This is a genomic window from Bradyrhizobium sp. S3.3.6, assembly GCF_040546905.1.
In the GTDB taxonomy this organism is placed as follows: Bacteria; Pseudomonadota; Alphaproteobacteria; order Rhizobiales; family Xanthobacteraceae; genus Bradyrhizobium; species Bradyrhizobium cytisi.
Genome location: NZ_JBEPOT010000004.1, coordinates 395,364 through 409,510, shown reverse-complemented (window position 1 = coordinate 409,510; position 14,147 = coordinate 395,364). Strand labels below are relative to the sequence as shown.

At 65.0% G+C, this 14,147-nt stretch carries 17 protein-coding genes; 10 read left to right on the top strand and 7 right to left on the bottom strand.

Annotated features, from left to right (window positions below; translation table 11 throughout):
* Window positions 1-80 precede the first annotated feature (80 nt).
* A complete protein-coding gene (locus ABID59_RS14650; RefSeq protein WP_354083822.1) occupies window positions 81-491 on the top strand; it encodes a twin-arginine translocation pathway signal in 411 nt (136 codons plus the stop codon).
* Between the two features lie 18 nt (window positions 492-509).
* On the opposite strand, the gene ABID59_RS14645 is transcribed toward ABID59_RS14650, so the two are convergent.
* Together ABID59_RS14645 and ABID59_RS14640 are read right to left on the bottom strand one after the other, a co-directional pair.
* Window positions 510-1,712, bottom strand: coding sequence for an FAD-dependent monooxygenase (locus ABID59_RS14645; protein ID WP_354083821.1), 1,203 nt, complete (start codon window positions 1,710-1,712; stop codon window positions 510-512).
* A 19-nt stretch (window positions 1,713-1,731) separates the two neighbouring features.
* Window positions 1,732-1,977, bottom strand: a complete 246-nt coding sequence (locus tag ABID59_RS14640; RefSeq protein WP_007602543.1) for a zinc-finger domain-containing protein — start codon at window positions 1,975-1,977, stop codon at window positions 1,732-1,734.
* Between the two features lie 307 nt (window positions 1,978-2,284).
* Between ABID59_RS14640 and ABID59_RS14635 the strand changes: the two genes are divergently transcribed.
* Both ABID59_RS14635 and ABID59_RS14630 read left to right on the top strand, forming a co-directional pair.
* Complete coding sequence (locus ABID59_RS14635) at window positions 2,285-3,421, top strand: hypothetical protein (protein ID WP_354083820.1); 1,137 nt, start codon at window positions 2,285-2,287, stop codon at window positions 3,419-3,421.
* A 122-nt stretch (window positions 3,422-3,543) separates the two neighbouring features.
* Window positions 3,544-4,299: an alpha/beta fold hydrolase gene (locus tag ABID59_RS14630; RefSeq protein WP_148752865.1), complete on the top strand. Its 756-nt coding sequence runs from the start codon at window positions 3,544-3,546 to the stop codon at window positions 4,297-4,299.
* Here ABID59_RS14630 and ABID59_RS14625 read toward each other — a convergent pair.
* Window positions 4,180-5,661 carry a hypothetical protein gene (locus ABID59_RS14625; RefSeq protein ID WP_354083819.1) on the bottom strand — a complete coding sequence of 494 codons (1,482 nt, stop codon included), beginning with the start codon at window positions 5,659-5,661 and terminating at the stop codon, window positions 4,180-4,182. The genes ABID59_RS14630 and ABID59_RS14625 overlap by 120 nt on opposite strands.
* A 276-nt stretch (window positions 5,662-5,937) precedes the next feature.
* On the opposite strand from ABID59_RS14625, the gene cysE reads away from it, so the two are divergent.
* Both cysE and ABID59_RS14615 read left to right on the top strand, forming a co-directional pair.
* Window positions 5,938-6,762 (top strand): serine O-acetyltransferase, encoded by an 825-nt coding sequence (gene cysE / locus ABID59_RS14620; protein WP_148752867.1) that lies wholly within the window; start codon window positions 5,938-5,940, stop codon window positions 6,760-6,762.
* 121 nt (window positions 6,763-6,883) lie between these two features.
* Window positions 6,884-7,102: a DUF3126 family protein gene (locus ABID59_RS14615; RefSeq protein ID WP_148752868.1), complete on the top strand. Its 219-nt coding sequence runs from the start codon at window positions 6,884-6,886 to the stop codon at window positions 7,100-7,102.
* 426 nt (window positions 7,103-7,528) lie between these two features.
* Here ABID59_RS14615 and ABID59_RS14610 read toward each other — a convergent pair whose 3' ends face one another.
* Window positions 7,529-8,248, bottom strand: a complete 720-nt coding sequence (locus ABID59_RS14610; RefSeq protein WP_354083818.1) for a hypothetical protein — start codon at window positions 8,246-8,248, stop codon at window positions 7,529-7,531.
* 225 nt (window positions 8,249-8,473) lie between these two features.
* Between ABID59_RS14610 and ABID59_RS14605 the strand changes: the two genes are divergently transcribed.
* The 5 genes from ABID59_RS14605 (at window position 8,474) to ABID59_RS14585 (ending at window position 11,507) form a co-directional block, all read left to right on the top strand.
* Entirely contained in the window at window positions 8,474-8,803 is a 330-nt protein-coding gene (locus ABID59_RS14605) for a DUF6949 family protein (RefSeq protein WP_148752872.1), read from the top strand.
* 87 nt (window positions 8,804-8,890) lie between these two features.
* Window positions 8,891-9,421, top strand: a complete 531-nt coding sequence (locus ABID59_RS14600; protein ID WP_354083817.1) for a gamma carbonic anhydrase family protein — start codon at window positions 8,891-8,893, stop codon at window positions 9,419-9,421.
* An 86-nt stretch (window positions 9,422-9,507) separates the two neighbouring features.
* Entirely contained in the window at window positions 9,508-10,572 is a 1,065-nt protein-coding gene (locus tag ABID59_RS14595) for a PAS-domain containing protein (protein WP_354083816.1), read from the top strand.
* A 181-nt stretch (window positions 10,573-10,753) separates the two neighbouring features.
* Window positions 10,754-11,062, top strand: a complete 309-nt coding sequence (locus tag ABID59_RS14590) for a hypothetical protein (RefSeq protein WP_354033363.1) — start codon at window positions 10,754-10,756, stop codon at window positions 11,060-11,062.
* Between the two features lie 103 nt (window positions 11,063-11,165).
* Window positions 11,166-11,507: a hypothetical protein gene (locus ABID59_RS14585; RefSeq protein WP_354033364.1), complete on the top strand. Its 342-nt coding sequence runs from the start codon at window positions 11,166-11,168 to the stop codon at window positions 11,505-11,507.
* A 231-nt stretch (window positions 11,508-11,738) separates the two neighbouring features.
* On the opposite strand, the gene ABID59_RS14580 is transcribed toward ABID59_RS14585, so the two are convergent.
* The 3 genes from ABID59_RS14580 to ABID59_RS14570 form a co-directional block, all read right to left on the bottom strand.
* On the bottom strand, window positions 11,739-12,230 hold the full coding sequence (locus ABID59_RS14580) for a hypothetical protein (protein WP_354033365.1): 492 nt from the start codon (window positions 12,228-12,230) through the stop codon (window positions 11,739-11,741).
* Window positions 12,231-12,530: 300 nt separating this feature from the next.
* Window positions 12,531-13,262 carry an aspartate/glutamate racemase family protein gene (locus tag ABID59_RS14575; protein WP_354083815.1) on the bottom strand — a complete coding sequence of 244 codons (732 nt, stop codon included), beginning with the start codon at window positions 13,260-13,262 and terminating at the stop codon, window positions 12,531-12,533.
* Between the two features lie 5 nt (window positions 13,263-13,267).
* Complete coding sequence (locus ABID59_RS14570) at window positions 13,268-14,146, bottom strand: ABC transporter permease (RefSeq protein WP_354033367.1); 879 nt, start codon at window positions 14,144-14,146, stop codon at window positions 13,268-13,270.
* Between the last annotated feature and the right edge of the window lies 1 nt (window position 14,147).

Below are 14,147 nucleotides of genomic sequence, written 5' to 3'. Positions count from 1 at the left end.
GCGGCACAAGGCAAAGCCTCAATCCGGACATTTGGCCCTGCTTTAGGCATTCTCAATTCACGGGGACTATTTTTCCGGCCATGGCTGCTTCGCTTTCCTCTTCCCTGCGCGCCTGCTGCGCGGTTGCCGCGCTGGTCGCGGCCGGCTTCGCGCTGTCCGGCTGCGCCGGCGTGAGCGAGACGATCGCTCCGGGCTTTGCCGATCCCGCCAAATACGAATTGTACGACTGCAAGCAGCTCGAAGGGGAGCGCAAGGCGCTCGCCGCCCGCACCGCCGAATTGCAGAAGCTGATGGACAAGGCGGAGACAGGGGCCGGCGGAGCGGTCGTGTCTGAGCTTGCCTATCGCAACGATTACGTCGCGGTCCGTGGCTCGGCGCAGTTGGCCGACGACGCCTGGCGCAGCAACCGGTGCCGGGAAACGCCGCCCAATGCGGCGCCGGCGGCCGCTGTGCCGCAGCGGCCGGACATCAAGCCCGCTCCGAAACGCTAGGGCGATGCGGCTCCTGCGTCAGGGCCGCCAGCCGTAGATCCAGTCCTGCCGCGCCAGCATACGGTCCGGCCCGAGTGCGCGGATCGCGAGATCGCGCGCGAGCGCGAACGGGCCGCCGAGATGATAGATCCGGCCTTGCTGCCGCGCGGTGCGCTGCACCTTCCTGACACGGGCCTGACGTATCAGGCCATATTGCTTCAGCGCAGCCGCGACGCCGGCTGCATCCTCGGCAGCCTCGATGCTCAGGTGCCGGGCGAGCACGGCTGCATCCTCGATCGCCATGCCGGCACCCTGGGCTGCGAACGGCAGCATCGCGTGCACGGCGTCGCCGAGCAGCGCGACCTGACCCGCGCTCCAGGGGCATCCGTCCGGAACGGCGAACAGCGCCCATTTGCGCCAGCTGTCGACGGCGGCGAGCATCATCCGCGCCGTCGGCGGCCAGCGCGGCGCTGCGAACGCGTCCATCACCTCGAGAGGATCGCCGGGCGTGCTCCAGCCCGGCCTGTTCCAGGTGCCCGGCAGCACCGCGACCACGTTGAGCTGGCGGCCGCCGGCGATCGGGTAGGCGACGAGATGGGCGTTTGAGCCCATCCAGAGCTGGACCCGCCGCGCGGTGTACTCCTTGGGCAGCTGCGTGGCATCGAGCGTGCCGCGCCAGGCGATCAACCCGGAGAAGCGCGGCTGCACCTCGGGAAACAAATGCTGGCGGACTGTCGACCAGATGCCGTCGGCACCGATCAGGGCGCTGGCGAGATCGCTACGGCGGATGGTTCCGCTGCGATGGACGACCGTCAGTCCCCTGGCATGGGGAGCGACATCCTCGAACGTCGCGCCCAACTTCAAGTCGATATCGGGATGGTCCGCGATCGCGCCGGCGAGCGCGGATTGCAGGTCGGCGCGATGGACCACCCAATAGGGGGCGCCGGCGCGATGGGCCGCGGCCTCGCCGAGCGGCATTCGCAAAAGTTCGCCGCCGGCCCGCGCGCTCATGATCGAGACCGCGTCCGGGACGACCGCGCGCAGCTTCAGCCGTTCCGTCAGACCGAGCTCGACCAGCACGCGGCTGGCATTGGGGGAGAGTTGCAGGCCGGCGCCGACGTCCTCGAGCCGCTCGGCCTTTTCCAGCACGACGATGCGAAAGCCGCGGGCGGCCAGCGCAAGCGCAGCCGTCAGTCCTCCGATTCCGGCACCGGCGATGACGATCGTTCGCGGGAGGGCCACCCCTGACCGAGGTGAACGGTCAGGCCACCTTGTCCTTCAGCACGCATTCCGGCGGACGGGCTTCGCCCGCCTTCAGGTCGGCCGCGAAGCGGTACAGCGTCGAGCAGTACGGGCAGATGATCTCGTTGTCATTGCCGAGATCGAGGAAGACGTGCGGATGATCGAACGGAGGGTTGGCGCCGACGCACATGAACTCTTGCGAGCCGATCTCGATGACGGGGACACCGGCATCGTTATGGAAGTGCGGGACGACATGGTCGGACATCGTAACTCATCCTGGAGTGGCAATGGTGGCAGACACAATCACGAACTGACGCGGCATCATTAAGGCGCCGCGGACCATACTGATGGGTGCAGGTGATTGCTAGTCCAGCGGAACCGAAAGCTCCGCAATTGCCCCATGCTCATTTGCTCATGCAAATTCGACACAATCTTGCGGCCTGAGAGAAGCCCTTCTTTCGTCGGGGACGTTGTGTCGCAATTTTGGCATACTATGTCTGCGGACGCGTATAATTGCGGCAAAAGACGAACCATCAGGCGCAACTGATCTTAGGACCGTCCAGGCTTTCAGCATGAAGTGGCTGCGAATCAGCTCAGCATTGACCGGGATCGCCGCATGCAGCCTTGTGCTCGTGCAGGTAGCACCGCATGCCCGCGAGGCCGGCGCGATTCTCGCCGCCCGGGACGATCCCGCGGCCCTGTCGGAACTCAAGCTCGATGCGGCTCTCGCGCACAACGACCGCCTGGTTCAGGACAATATCGAGGCCGCGCTCGCGGCCGGGGATGGCGATCTCGCCGACAGTTTTGTCACGCTCGCGCATGACCGCAACATCGCGCTGCCCGACGATCTCCTGAGCCGGGTCAGCGATGCCGTCAAAACTGAAAATTCCACATCGCATTTTGCCAGGCGCTTTGCCACCGGGCTCGTCACCGGCAATGCCGATGATGTCGCGAGCCTGTCCGGGACCGTTGCCGGCGATCTCTTCGTGATCGGCGATATCAGGGACGTCGTCCGCGAAGGCAAGCATCTCGCCATGGGCGAGGACACCGACCGCCTCGTGCTCGGCCTGGCCACCGCGGGCCTCGCGGTGACGGCCGTGACCTATGTGTCGGCCGGCGGTGCCGCGCCGGTGCGCGCCGGGCTGACGCTGGTGAAGGATGCCCGCAAGGTCGGACGGCTCGGCGAAGGTCTCGCCGCATGGGCCGGCCGGTCGGCGCGCGAAGTGGTCGACACGCCGATGCTCCAGAATGCGGTCGCCTCCGGCTCGGTGCTGCGGCCGGGTGAGACGGTGAGCGCGATCAAGGCCGCGTTCCGCGTCGAGAAGGCTGGCGCGCTGGTCCGGCTCGGCAAGGACGTCACCCGCGTAGCCGAGAAGACCGGCACGCGCGGCGCCATGGACACGCTGCGTATTGCCGAGGGCCCGAAGGACGTCGCGCGGGCGGCGCGGCTTGCGGAAGCGCAAGGCGGCAAGACACGCGCGATCATGAAGCTGCTTGGCCGCGGCGCGCTGTTGCTTGTCGGCGGCGCATTCGATCTCACGCTGTGGCTGCTCGGCGCGGCGTTGACGCTGTTCGGCCTGTTGTCCTCGATCAAGGCGACCACCGAGCGCCTGACGCAAGCCTGGTGCGATCGCCGGCGACGCCGCCGGCTCCGCCGGGCGCGGCTGGCCGCCGACGCCGCTCTGGCAAACACGGCCGTCACGGCCTAAAGCGCGATCTTCGTCGCGCTTTAGGTTATTGTTTGAGCATGATCTTGCCGGAAAACCGCTACACACTTTTCCGGATCATGCTCTAAGATCAATCTTCCCCCACAAACACTGCGGAACTGCTGATGCCGAGCTTTCACAACGGCGCCGTTGAAATTGCCTACCTCGACGAAGGCGAGGGCGATCCGATCATCCTGCTGCACGGCTTTGCCTCGAGCAAGAACGTGAACTGGGTCTACCCGACCTGGGTCTCGGAGCTGCGCAAGAACGGCCGCCGTGCCATTGCGCTGGACAATCGCGGCCATGGCGACAGCGCAAAGCTCTACGAGCCCGCGCAATATTCGATTCCGACCATGGCCGGCGACGTGCTCGCGCTGATGGACCATCTCGCCATCCCGCAGGCCGACATCATGGGCTATTCGATGGGCGGGCGGATGACGGCCTGGCTCGGGCTGAACGAGCCGCAGCGGCTGCGCTCGGCGATCCTCGGCGGCATCGGCATCGGCGGCCTGATCGAGGGCACCGGGCCCGGCGAGAACGTGGCGAAAGCGCTGGAAGCTCCTTCGCTCGACGACGTCACCGATCCCGTCGGCCGCACGTTTCGTGCGTTTGCAGACCAAACCCGTTCCGATCGCCGTGCGCTCGCCGCCTGCCTGCGTGGCACGCGCGATCTCATGACCAGGGACGAGGCCGCGCGCATCGACGTGCCCGTGCTGATCGCGGTCGGTTCGACCGATGACGTCGCGGGTTCGGCCAGCGCGTTAGGGGCGATCATCCCCGGTTCGGAAGTGCTCGATATTCCGGGCCGCGACCACATGCGCGCGGTCGGCGACAAGGTCTACAAGACCGGCGTGCTGGATTTCCTGGCACGGCGCGGCTGAGGTCTCTTCCGCCGGCTCGTCGTCGCCAGACGAGCCGAATAGCGCCATCAGCACCACGAAGGTCGCGACCCACACCATGCGCGCGCCATAGCGGTCGTGCGGGCCCGAGATCACGCCGCAGATGAAGGCATTGCCGAGCAAGGCCAGCGTCACGGTCGCCGCCAGCAGCGTCAGATCGTCCAGCCGGCGATTTGCGAGTGCGTGTCCGAGGAGCCCGACCAGCGCCAGCATCGAGACCAGCGCGACGGGGACGTGCAGCCAGTTGACGTAGTCGAAATTGACGCCCCGGTTTTGCTGGCGCGCCGCGCGCATCGGCGCCACTTGCGCAGGGATGTAGCGTTCGATGATGCCGTAGGTGTGCGGGATCCAGACACTGGCGCCTTCGCCGGTTGCGACATGCAGCAATTGCTGGCCCATCGCCCGCAGCGCTGCACCGGCCTGCCACGCAGGATAGTCGGCGAGTGAGTGCACGACGATGTTGCCCATCTCGTCGTTGAGCCCCTCGAAGCGGCCCAGCGTGTTGAACATGCTGGTGCCCCACAGGAACTCGTCGGCGGTCGCCGGCAGCTCGTTACGATAGGGACAGAGCTTGAAGCTCTCATGCGGGCAGTGATCGCCAAGATAGCGCGCGACGATGCCGTCCTGCATCATGCGGCCGAAGGCGACGCCATAGCCGCCGGGCGTCCAGGCCCATTTGCCTGACAGCGCGTGGTTCGCCGAGATCAGCATCAGGCCGCCCACGACGATTGTCAGGCTCGCCTGCGCCAGTCCGGCAATCGGGAGGCGACGCCCGAGGAACGGCCGCGCCATCCAGCCGGCGACGCAGAGCCCGAGCAGCACGCCGAGCGTGGCGCTGTGGGTCGCGGCGGCAAAGGCGGTGAAGCCGAACAGCGAGACTTTTTCGAGCACCGAAGTCCGGCTTGCACCAGTGATCAGCAGGAACAGCGACAGGATCGAAAGACCCGCAAAGATGTCGGTGAGCAGCATGCTGGCGAGCCAGGGCAGCGCGGTCGACAGCATCAGCAGCAGGCTGATCGCGACGAAGCGGAATGTCTGCATCAGCCCCAGCACGCGCAGCGTCAGCTGCAACAGCCATAGCGTCGCCAGCGACTGGACCGCGAGGTTGATCCAGAAGCCGAAATTCTCGCCGTAATGCAGATAGAGGCCGAACACGGTGGAGCGGCTGGGGACGAGATAACCTTCGTACCAGCGCGCCAGATAGCCGCCGGTATCCCATTGCAATAGCGGATAGCCGTTCCAGAACGCCGGCGCGATCATGAGGAGGGGCAGAGCCACCGCCGCCAGCCGCAGCCAAAACGTACCCGCGGCGCGCGCGCGCAATTGATCGGTTGTGATGCTCAAATCCGCTCCGTCCCTGTCCGGACCATGCCCGCAATCACGGTTGGGGCGAAATTCACCAATAGTTTGACGTCGCCCGGCTTGAATTTGGCGAGACTCTGACCATTTTGAGCCGACCTTGCCGCCTGGGGGCGTTCTGAGAAACCGTTGTGCTTCAATGCGTTGGCGGGCTTTCACGAGGCAAGGCACTGTTCACTCTCAGGCAAGCCCGTCAGGACTTTGTCGCCTAGACTGTGTTATAGAACCAGCCAAACGAGCCAATTCGAAAGAGCAGATCCCATGGCAGTGCATCAGGTCAATCCGGGAGCAAAGCTTGCGTCGCTCGATCCGATCTGGGAGCGGATCCGGGGCGAGGCGGAGGACATTGTCCATCGCGAGCCCGAGCTTGCGACCTTCATCTATTCGACGGTGCTGCATCACAGCCGCCTGGAAGACTCGGTGATCCACCGTCTCGCCGACCGGCTCGATCATGCCGCGCTGTCGGGCGATCTGGTGCGCCAGACCTATGACGAGGCGCTGCGCGACGATCCCGATCTCGGCAATGCCTTCCGCGCCGATCTCGTCGCCGTCTACGACCGCGATCCCGCGACCTCGCGCTTCATCGACCCCTTGCTCTACTTCAAGGGCTTTCACGCGATCCAGACCCATCGCCTCGCGCACTGGCTCTTGCTGAAGGGCCGCAAGGATTTCGCGTATTACCTCCAGAGCCGCGCATCGGCGGTGTTCCAGACCGACATCAATCCCGCCGCGCGTATCGGCCGCGGCATCTTTCTCGACCATGCCACCGGCTTCGTCTGCGGCGAGACCGCTGTCATCGAGGACGACGTCTCGATCCTGCACGGCGTCACGCTCGGCGGCACCGGCAAGGAAAACGAGGACCGTCATCCCAAGATCCGCCACGGCGTGCTGATCGGCGCCGGCGCAAAGATCCTCGGCAACATCGAGATCGGCCATTGCGCGCGCATCGCGGCCGGCTCGGTCGTGGTCAAGCCGGTGCCGCACAACGTCACGGTTGCGGGCGTGCCCGCCAAGATCGTCGGCGAGGCCGGCTGCGCCGAGCCGTCGCGCACCATGGACCAGATGATCAACGCGATGGGGCTTTAGAGGCGCGTTAAGGGCCGGATTTTCCGGCCCTTTCCGTCCCCAAATTCTTTGGCAATTCATGCTGGCGGTTCGCCGCGTCTCGTCCTAAAACCCGCCGACCAATTTTGATCGGAGACTTGCCGTGGACGTCAAAGAAGTCAGAAAGCTCGATGCGTATCTGAAGCGCGTATTCGGCAATCCCAAGATCCGCGTCGTGCCGCGGCCGAAGAAGGACGACTCCGCCGAGGTCTATATCGGCGAGGAGTTCATCGGCGTGCTCTTCGTCGACGACGAGGATGACGATCGCTCGTTCCAGTTCCAGATGGCGATCCTGGAAGACGATCTGGTCGAGCAGGAATAGGCGCGCGCTCTCTTTTCCGTCATTGCGAGCGAAGCGTTTTCGTCATTGCGAGCGAAGCGAAGCAATCCAGAGATATCTCCGCAGACGCAGTCTGGATTGCTTCGCTCCGCTCGCAATGACGGATGCTACTCCCGCGGCCTCATAGCTCTATTTCTTTGCCAGAATGCGCAGCCGCGCCGGCGACCGTGATGCCCTCCGCATCGACGAGCTCGGCTTGCACGACCATGTCGTGCTCCGTCCGCTCCGTCACCCGCGCTAACTCCCACCGCCGGAAGCCGCATCGTGCAGACCCACGGATGTATGATGGCATTATGCGCCTGTTTTGCCCGACGGGTCAAGCCTGATTTCGTAAAATACGAAGTCAGGCCGATGCTGGGCTACTGTGCATGGGGTTGTTTTCGCCTTTTTGTTGCGGTGGGTCCGCGCTCAGCGTCGCGGCCCGCCCAATTGCGCCGTCAGCTTCTCCATCGCGTCCGCGACGTCGCGCCATTGCGACAGCCAGCTGCGCGGAAAGCGGAAGGTGAGGTCGGCGCCGCCGACGCGGCGCTCGGCGAGGCACATGCCGGGCGTGGCCGCATCGCGCGTGCAGCGCGCAGTGAGCGCGGGGCTCGTCGCGGAATAGAGATCCTCGCTCCCATAGGGCGTGTCGCTGCGGAACATCCGCATCGTCAGCCCGTCGTCCGGTGTCGCCGCAGCCTGGTCGAAATAGCGCGGATAGATCGTCGCGGTTCGCTGCTCGGGCGACAGCGCATCGTGATGCGCTGCGATGGAGAGGAAAATGCGGTCGATCGGCTGCATCGTCGTGTCCACCGTTTCAGCGGTCACGTGCCTCGGTCCATTGGGCGCTTCCAGCGAGGGATAGAGGAAATCGAGATCGATGCGCTCCTGCGGTCCGGAGTGCCGCTGGATCTTCATCCGGATCGCCGGGATCGGCAGGTTGAACAGCGTTCCGCCGACGCTGACCGGCAGCTTGTCCGGCGCGTCGGCACCGCCCGTGCTCCAGGTCGGCCACAGCAGATAGGCAACCAGCGCGATTGCGCTCGCCGCGCATGCGCCGGTGAGCGCAAACGGGACGAGATGCGCCCGGGCGCGGGTCTTTGCGCTTGTCCTGGATGAGCGGGGAGAGGTTACCGAAAACACCGTCATGACGTCGCGCAAATGGGCCCCGGGGGTCGGCCGGTGGCCGACGAATCACCGGCGAATATGCCACGTGGCGGCGATATCGCAGAGGGTTCCCGGCTACCAGGAACGGGTGAGGGCTCTGCGTGGGCCGGACGGCGGCGTTAACCTTCGCTTAAGGATAATGTAGCGTTAACCGGCACGATTTGTCACAGGAAGGCTCCTCGCGTTGCGTATGGGCGGACTGTTCCGATGACACCTGAAGCTTTCAATACTCTCTTCTCGATCGGCATCGGCTTCGCGCTCGCGGGCGCGCTCGCAAACGGATACCAGGCGATGTCGCAACGGCCGGCCGGTTTCGGGCTGTTGCAGGAGGGCGTGGCTCCCAGGACGTTTGCGGCGGTGCCGTTCCTGGTGTTCGCGGCGCCCTTCATCATCATGCGCAACACGCTGCGCGGCATGCGGTTGGAAAGCCGCCGCTTCGAGTTCGTGATGATGGCGACCGTCATCGCCGGCTTCTGGAGCATGATGAGCGGCACCTTCTTCCTGATGACGCTGCGCGCCACCGGCGTGCTGGGCTGAGGCCTTGCAGGGCTGCGTGGCGCGGCAGCCCTTTGCCTCCGCGCCGTCGTTTGGCTATGGCTGGGGTTGACGCGACAGGAGACCTCCATGGCGATCTACGAGCTCGACGGGCAGGCGCCCGATCTTCCCTCTGACGGCAATTACTTCATCGCGGAGACTGCGACCGTGATCGGCCGCGTGCGCCTGAAGCCGGGCGCGAGCGTCTGGTTCGGCGCGGTGCTGCGCGGCGACAACGAGTGGATCGAGATCGGCGAGGGCGCCAACGTGCAGGACGGCTCGACCTGCCACACCGATCTCGGCTTTCCCCTGGTGATCGGCAAGAACTGCACCGTCGGCCACAACGTCATCCTGCACGGCTGCACCATCGAAGAGGGCGCGCTGATCGGCATGGGCTCGATCGTGATGAACGGCGCGAGGATCGGCCGCAACAGCATCGTCGGCGCCGGCTCCGTCATCACCGAGGGCAAGGAGTTTCCCGAACGCTCGCTGATCATCGGCTCGCCCGCGCGCGTGATCCGCACGCTCGACGATGCCCAGGTGCAGAAGATGGGAAGTGCTGCGCGGTTCTACGTCGCCAACGGTCCGCGCTTCAAGAACGGCCTGAAGCGGATCGGCTGAAGCCGGCCCTCTGCCGGGCGCGCATCACCGCGGTTCCCGAACAGTAAAATTACCGCCTGGAATTTTAAGCCCCCGCTAGCGCTGCAGTGCCTATCTGTTTCATGCTCGGTCTCGTCGCGCTCATTCTCGCCGGCCTCAACGTCGTCGTGATGCGGAGCTCGGTGGTCGGGGCGCTGGCCGAGATCACGCAGGCGACCGACCGGATTGCGGATGGAGATGTCAAGAGCGAGGTGCCGCATCTGCGCCGTCATGACGAGATCGGACATCTTGCGCGCGCCGTGCAGCACTTCCGCGACGCGGTGGCGCGTGTCTTCGAACTCGAGGAGCTCGAGCTCGGCACCGCGCAGGCCCGCGATGCCGCGATGACCGAGCGCGACCGGTTCAACGACAAGTACCAGGCCAAAAAATGGCAGCTCTCGGCAGCGATCAACAGCATGCCGCAGGGCCTGATCATGCTCGACGGCAAGGCGGCCGTGGTCGCCATGAACGCCAATTACCGGCGGATCTACAACCTGCCCGAGACCATGCAGGCCGGATCGACGCTGGAGGAAATCCTCCAGCACCGGGTCAAGAGCGGGTTGTTCAGCGGCGACGTCGCAAAATACGTCGCGGCCGTTCGCGAGCGCATCGCCAAGCGCGAGCCTGCGGCCAATGAGATCAGCCTGAACGACGGCCGCACCATCAAGATCTACGAGCGCCCGATGGATGGCGGCGGCTGGGTGTCGGTGCAGGAGGACGTCACCGAACAGCGCCAGCGTGAGCGCATTCTCGAACGCATGGAGCGCTTTCTCGCCACCATCATCGAGAACGTGACCGAGGGCATCATCGCCAAGGATGCACGCAACCAGCGCTACGTCTTCGTCAACAAGGCGGCCGAGAAGATGATCGGCATGTCGCGCGGCGAGATCATCGGCAAGACCGCGCGGGAATTGTTCTCCGCCGAGGCGGCCGAGCTGATCGAGCGGCGCGACCAGCAGCTTCTCGCGCAGAAGCAGCAGCTCGAACCGATCATCGACACCATCGACAATCCCACGCGCGGACGCCGCGTGATCTCGGCCCGCCGGGTCCAGATCGGAGGCGCCGGCGAGGAATCCCACATGTTCGTGACGATGGTCGAGGACCGCACCGAGAAGATGGTGGCCGCCGCATAAAACGTCGCCATCCTGTCGCGCCCCAATTGCTTCAGCTTGTCGAACGTGTCCTCGTCGAGCGCGATCAGTTTGCGCATGATCGTGGCTGCCTCCCTGTTTCAAGCGGATGTGACGGGATTTGCTCCGGAACCTGTCTTTGCCGCAGCGGTTGATAGGGCAAATAGGGCAAGGAGAATTTCGGATGGGCAGATCGTCCGCAAGCGCTTACATCAAGACGATGATCGTGATCTTCGCTCTCGCCGCGACGCCGGCGATTTCGTTCGCGCAAACTACGGGCGGCTCGACCGGATCAACGTCCGGCGTCGCCAATGCGCCGGCGCCGCCGCCTGGTACCAACAGCCTGGGCACGGCGCAATCCTCCGGCGCGAACAGGGCGCCCGGTGTCACCACCGGTGCGGCTTCGGGTGCGAATGCGAGTGCAGATGCTACGGTGAACGCCGAGAACCGGCAGCTCGACAAGAAGATGAAGAGCATCTGCCGCGGCTGCTGACGCTCGCGCGGAAGTGAGCCGCCGCGCCTATCATCGATGATCGAGTGACATTAGCTTGGCCTCTCTTTGGAATGTGGAGCGTTTCCACGCGGAGGTTGAGTTCATGCTACGCAAGATGATCGTGGTCGCACTGGCCATCGCGGCAGTCGGTCTCGCAACGCCCCAGGCGCAGGCGCGAGGAGGTGGCGGCGGCCATTGGGGCGGCGGTGGCGGCTGGGGCCACGGCTGGCACGGCGGCGGCTTCTGGCCCGGTGTCGCGATCGGCGCCGGCATCGCGGGCGCCGGCTATTATGGCGCCTATGGCTACGGCTATGGCGGCCCCTATTATTACGATTCCGGCGCCGGCTATGACGATGGCGGTTATGGCGCGCAGTGCTACCTCGCGCGGCAGCGCGTGATGACGCAATCGGGCTGGCGCGTCCGCCGCGTTCAGGTCTGTGAATAGGGCTGCGACTAGCGCGGGTGCGCGGCCGAGGCACCTAGATACCGCAGCAGTAAAAAAGCAGCAGTAAAAAACAAGGCCGTTGACGCAATATACCGTCAACGACCTTGCCAGCCCCGGATATTAAAATCGGCTCACGCCATCCGGTATGGGCAAGCATCGCGCGGAATCATACGGACGAGTGTGATCCATTTCACAAGTGGCAAAAATAAAAGGTGGTGGCGCGGGATCCAATCAGCCGCGTGAGCGTTTGTGGGCGCTGGCATGGCGGTGGCGCGCGGGTTTCCTCGGGGTAACCGAGGGCGTGTCGCCCTCGGTGGAGCGGACGCTGGCAAAGGATTGTCGCAGACCGTCGATGGATTCGTTCAAATTGGCGACCTGCTCCGACAGACGCTTGGTGTCGGCCTGCTGCGAGGCGAGCAGCCGCCTCATGGTCAAAAGCTGGTCTTGCACGACCTGGAGCTGGTCGATCGATTCCTGCTGGGTCGCCTCCAGCCCCTTGGTCTTCTCGACGAGCTGCTCGGAGGCCTGCGCCGTGCGCGCCTGAAGCTGCCGCGATGCGACCACCCGGTCGGTCTCGGGCGCTGCGCCGGTATAGGCGCGCCAGATCGCGATCGAGGTGACGCCGGCGATCAGCAGCAGCAGCGCTGCAGCCGTCAGCGCGATCGGCTGGGCACCGAGACGGAGGAGGGGATTGGACCGTGTGTCCTCTGCGAGATCGATCATCGCTGACAAAACCCAAATTGAAACTTGGTGAGTGGCGAAGAGCGGCAGCACGCGAACGCAGAACGAGGCGGCCGGAACGTCCCGAAAGCGTTACAGTTCAGCAACAAATGGGACGAAAAGGTGGCCGCCGGTGGAAAAAGCGCAATTGACCCAAGGCGACGGCTCTGGCGGGCGAGGGCGGCACGCCCAAAAGAAGTCCCTGTCGGGCCGAATTCGGGTTGAGCGGAGAGTATCACGGTACAGCCTATCGTGATGCGAAGGTGCCGCGGAGGCGGGCGGACTCATCGTCGACCGGAGGGCTTACGGCTGAAACGTCGCAAACTGGCCTGAATAGGTCTTCGAACGCGGCGCCGCGTAGGGGCCGAGTCGGGACGTCGTCAGCCCAAGCCGCACCAGTCCCTCGGCCAGCGTCACCGCCGCCGCAACGCCGTCGACCACCGGCAGGCCGTGGGTGGCGGAGAGCTCGGCGGCAAGATCGGCCATACCGGCGCAGCCGAGCACGATGGCCTCGGCGCGGTCGTCGCGAATCGCGGCCGCGATTTCCGCGGAGATTTTGCCAAGGGCGTCTGCGTTGCGCTCCTCGAGCGCGAGCACAGGGACCTCGGCGGCGCGCACGCGGACGCAGCGCTCGGCGAGGCCGTACTTCCGCAAATTATGCTCGATCGGCACGATGGAGACACCGAGCGTCGTTACCACCGCAAAGCGCGCCGCGATCAGGCTCGCCACATGGAAGCCGGCTTCGCCGATACCGATCACAGGCGCTTTTGCCACCGCACGCGCGGCATCGAGGCCAGTGTCATCAAAGCAGGCGATGATGTGCGCCTCCGTGCCGTCGCGGTCGGCGTCACGGATGCAGCCGAGCATGCCGGGGACGGCGAAGGCCTCGTCGTAAAATCCTTCGATCGAGACCGGCCCCATCGCGGGCTGGCGTGCGTCAATCACAGTGCCGGGCTGCGCGATCGCGCGCGCCGCCGCGGCGATCTTCGCCGTCATCGACGCGGTGGTGTTGGGATTGACGACGTGCAGTCGCATCGCAGTTAGACAAGCCCTTTGCCGGCGTCCGAGCCCTTGGCCGCCTGCCGCTTGTTGAGCATGTGGATGGTGCCGAGCGCAAGCGTGATCACCGCGAAGGACACCGCGGAGATGATGGTGCCGAGCGCATAGATGTCCGGGTTCGTCACGGTCGTGGTGAGGCCCTGGAGATCAAGCGGCAATGTATTCACCGCGCCGATCGCCTGGCTGGAGCGCGCGAGCTCGTCCCAGGACAGAGTGAAGCCGAACAGGCCGATGCCGATCACCGAGGGCAGGATGATCGGCAGCACGACATGGCGGAAGGCCTGCCACGGCGTCGCACCGAGATCGCGCGCGGCTTCCTCGAGCCGGGGATCAAAGCGGTTGAAGATCGCAAACATGATCAGGAGGCCGAACGGCAGCGTCCAGGTCAGATGCGCGCCGAGTCCGGAGGTGAGCAGGCCCATCGAGGTCTCGAAATTCTCGTTCCAGTGTGCCTTGATCAAATCGTCGATGATGCGGAATTCGAGCGAGATCCCGAGCGAGGTGATGATCGAGGGAACGATAAGGCTCGCAATCGCCGAGTAGAACAGGATGCTTTGCGCTTTGAACTTCCGGCGGAAGGCCATGCCGGCAGCGACCGACAGCACGACGGTGACTGCCATCACGATGACGCCAAGCAGCAGCGAGCGGCGGAAGGCTGCGCCGAGATCGACGATGCCGGTGCCCTGGAACAGCTTTGCCAGCCAGTAGGTCGATACGCCGTTCATCGGGAAGGTGAGGCCGCCTTGCGGTCCCTGGAACGACAGCACGTAGATCGCGATCATCGGGCCATAGAGAAACAGCACATAGGCCGCGAAGAAGATCGCGAGCACGTAGAAAGAGCGCGGGCGTCCTTCCTTCATC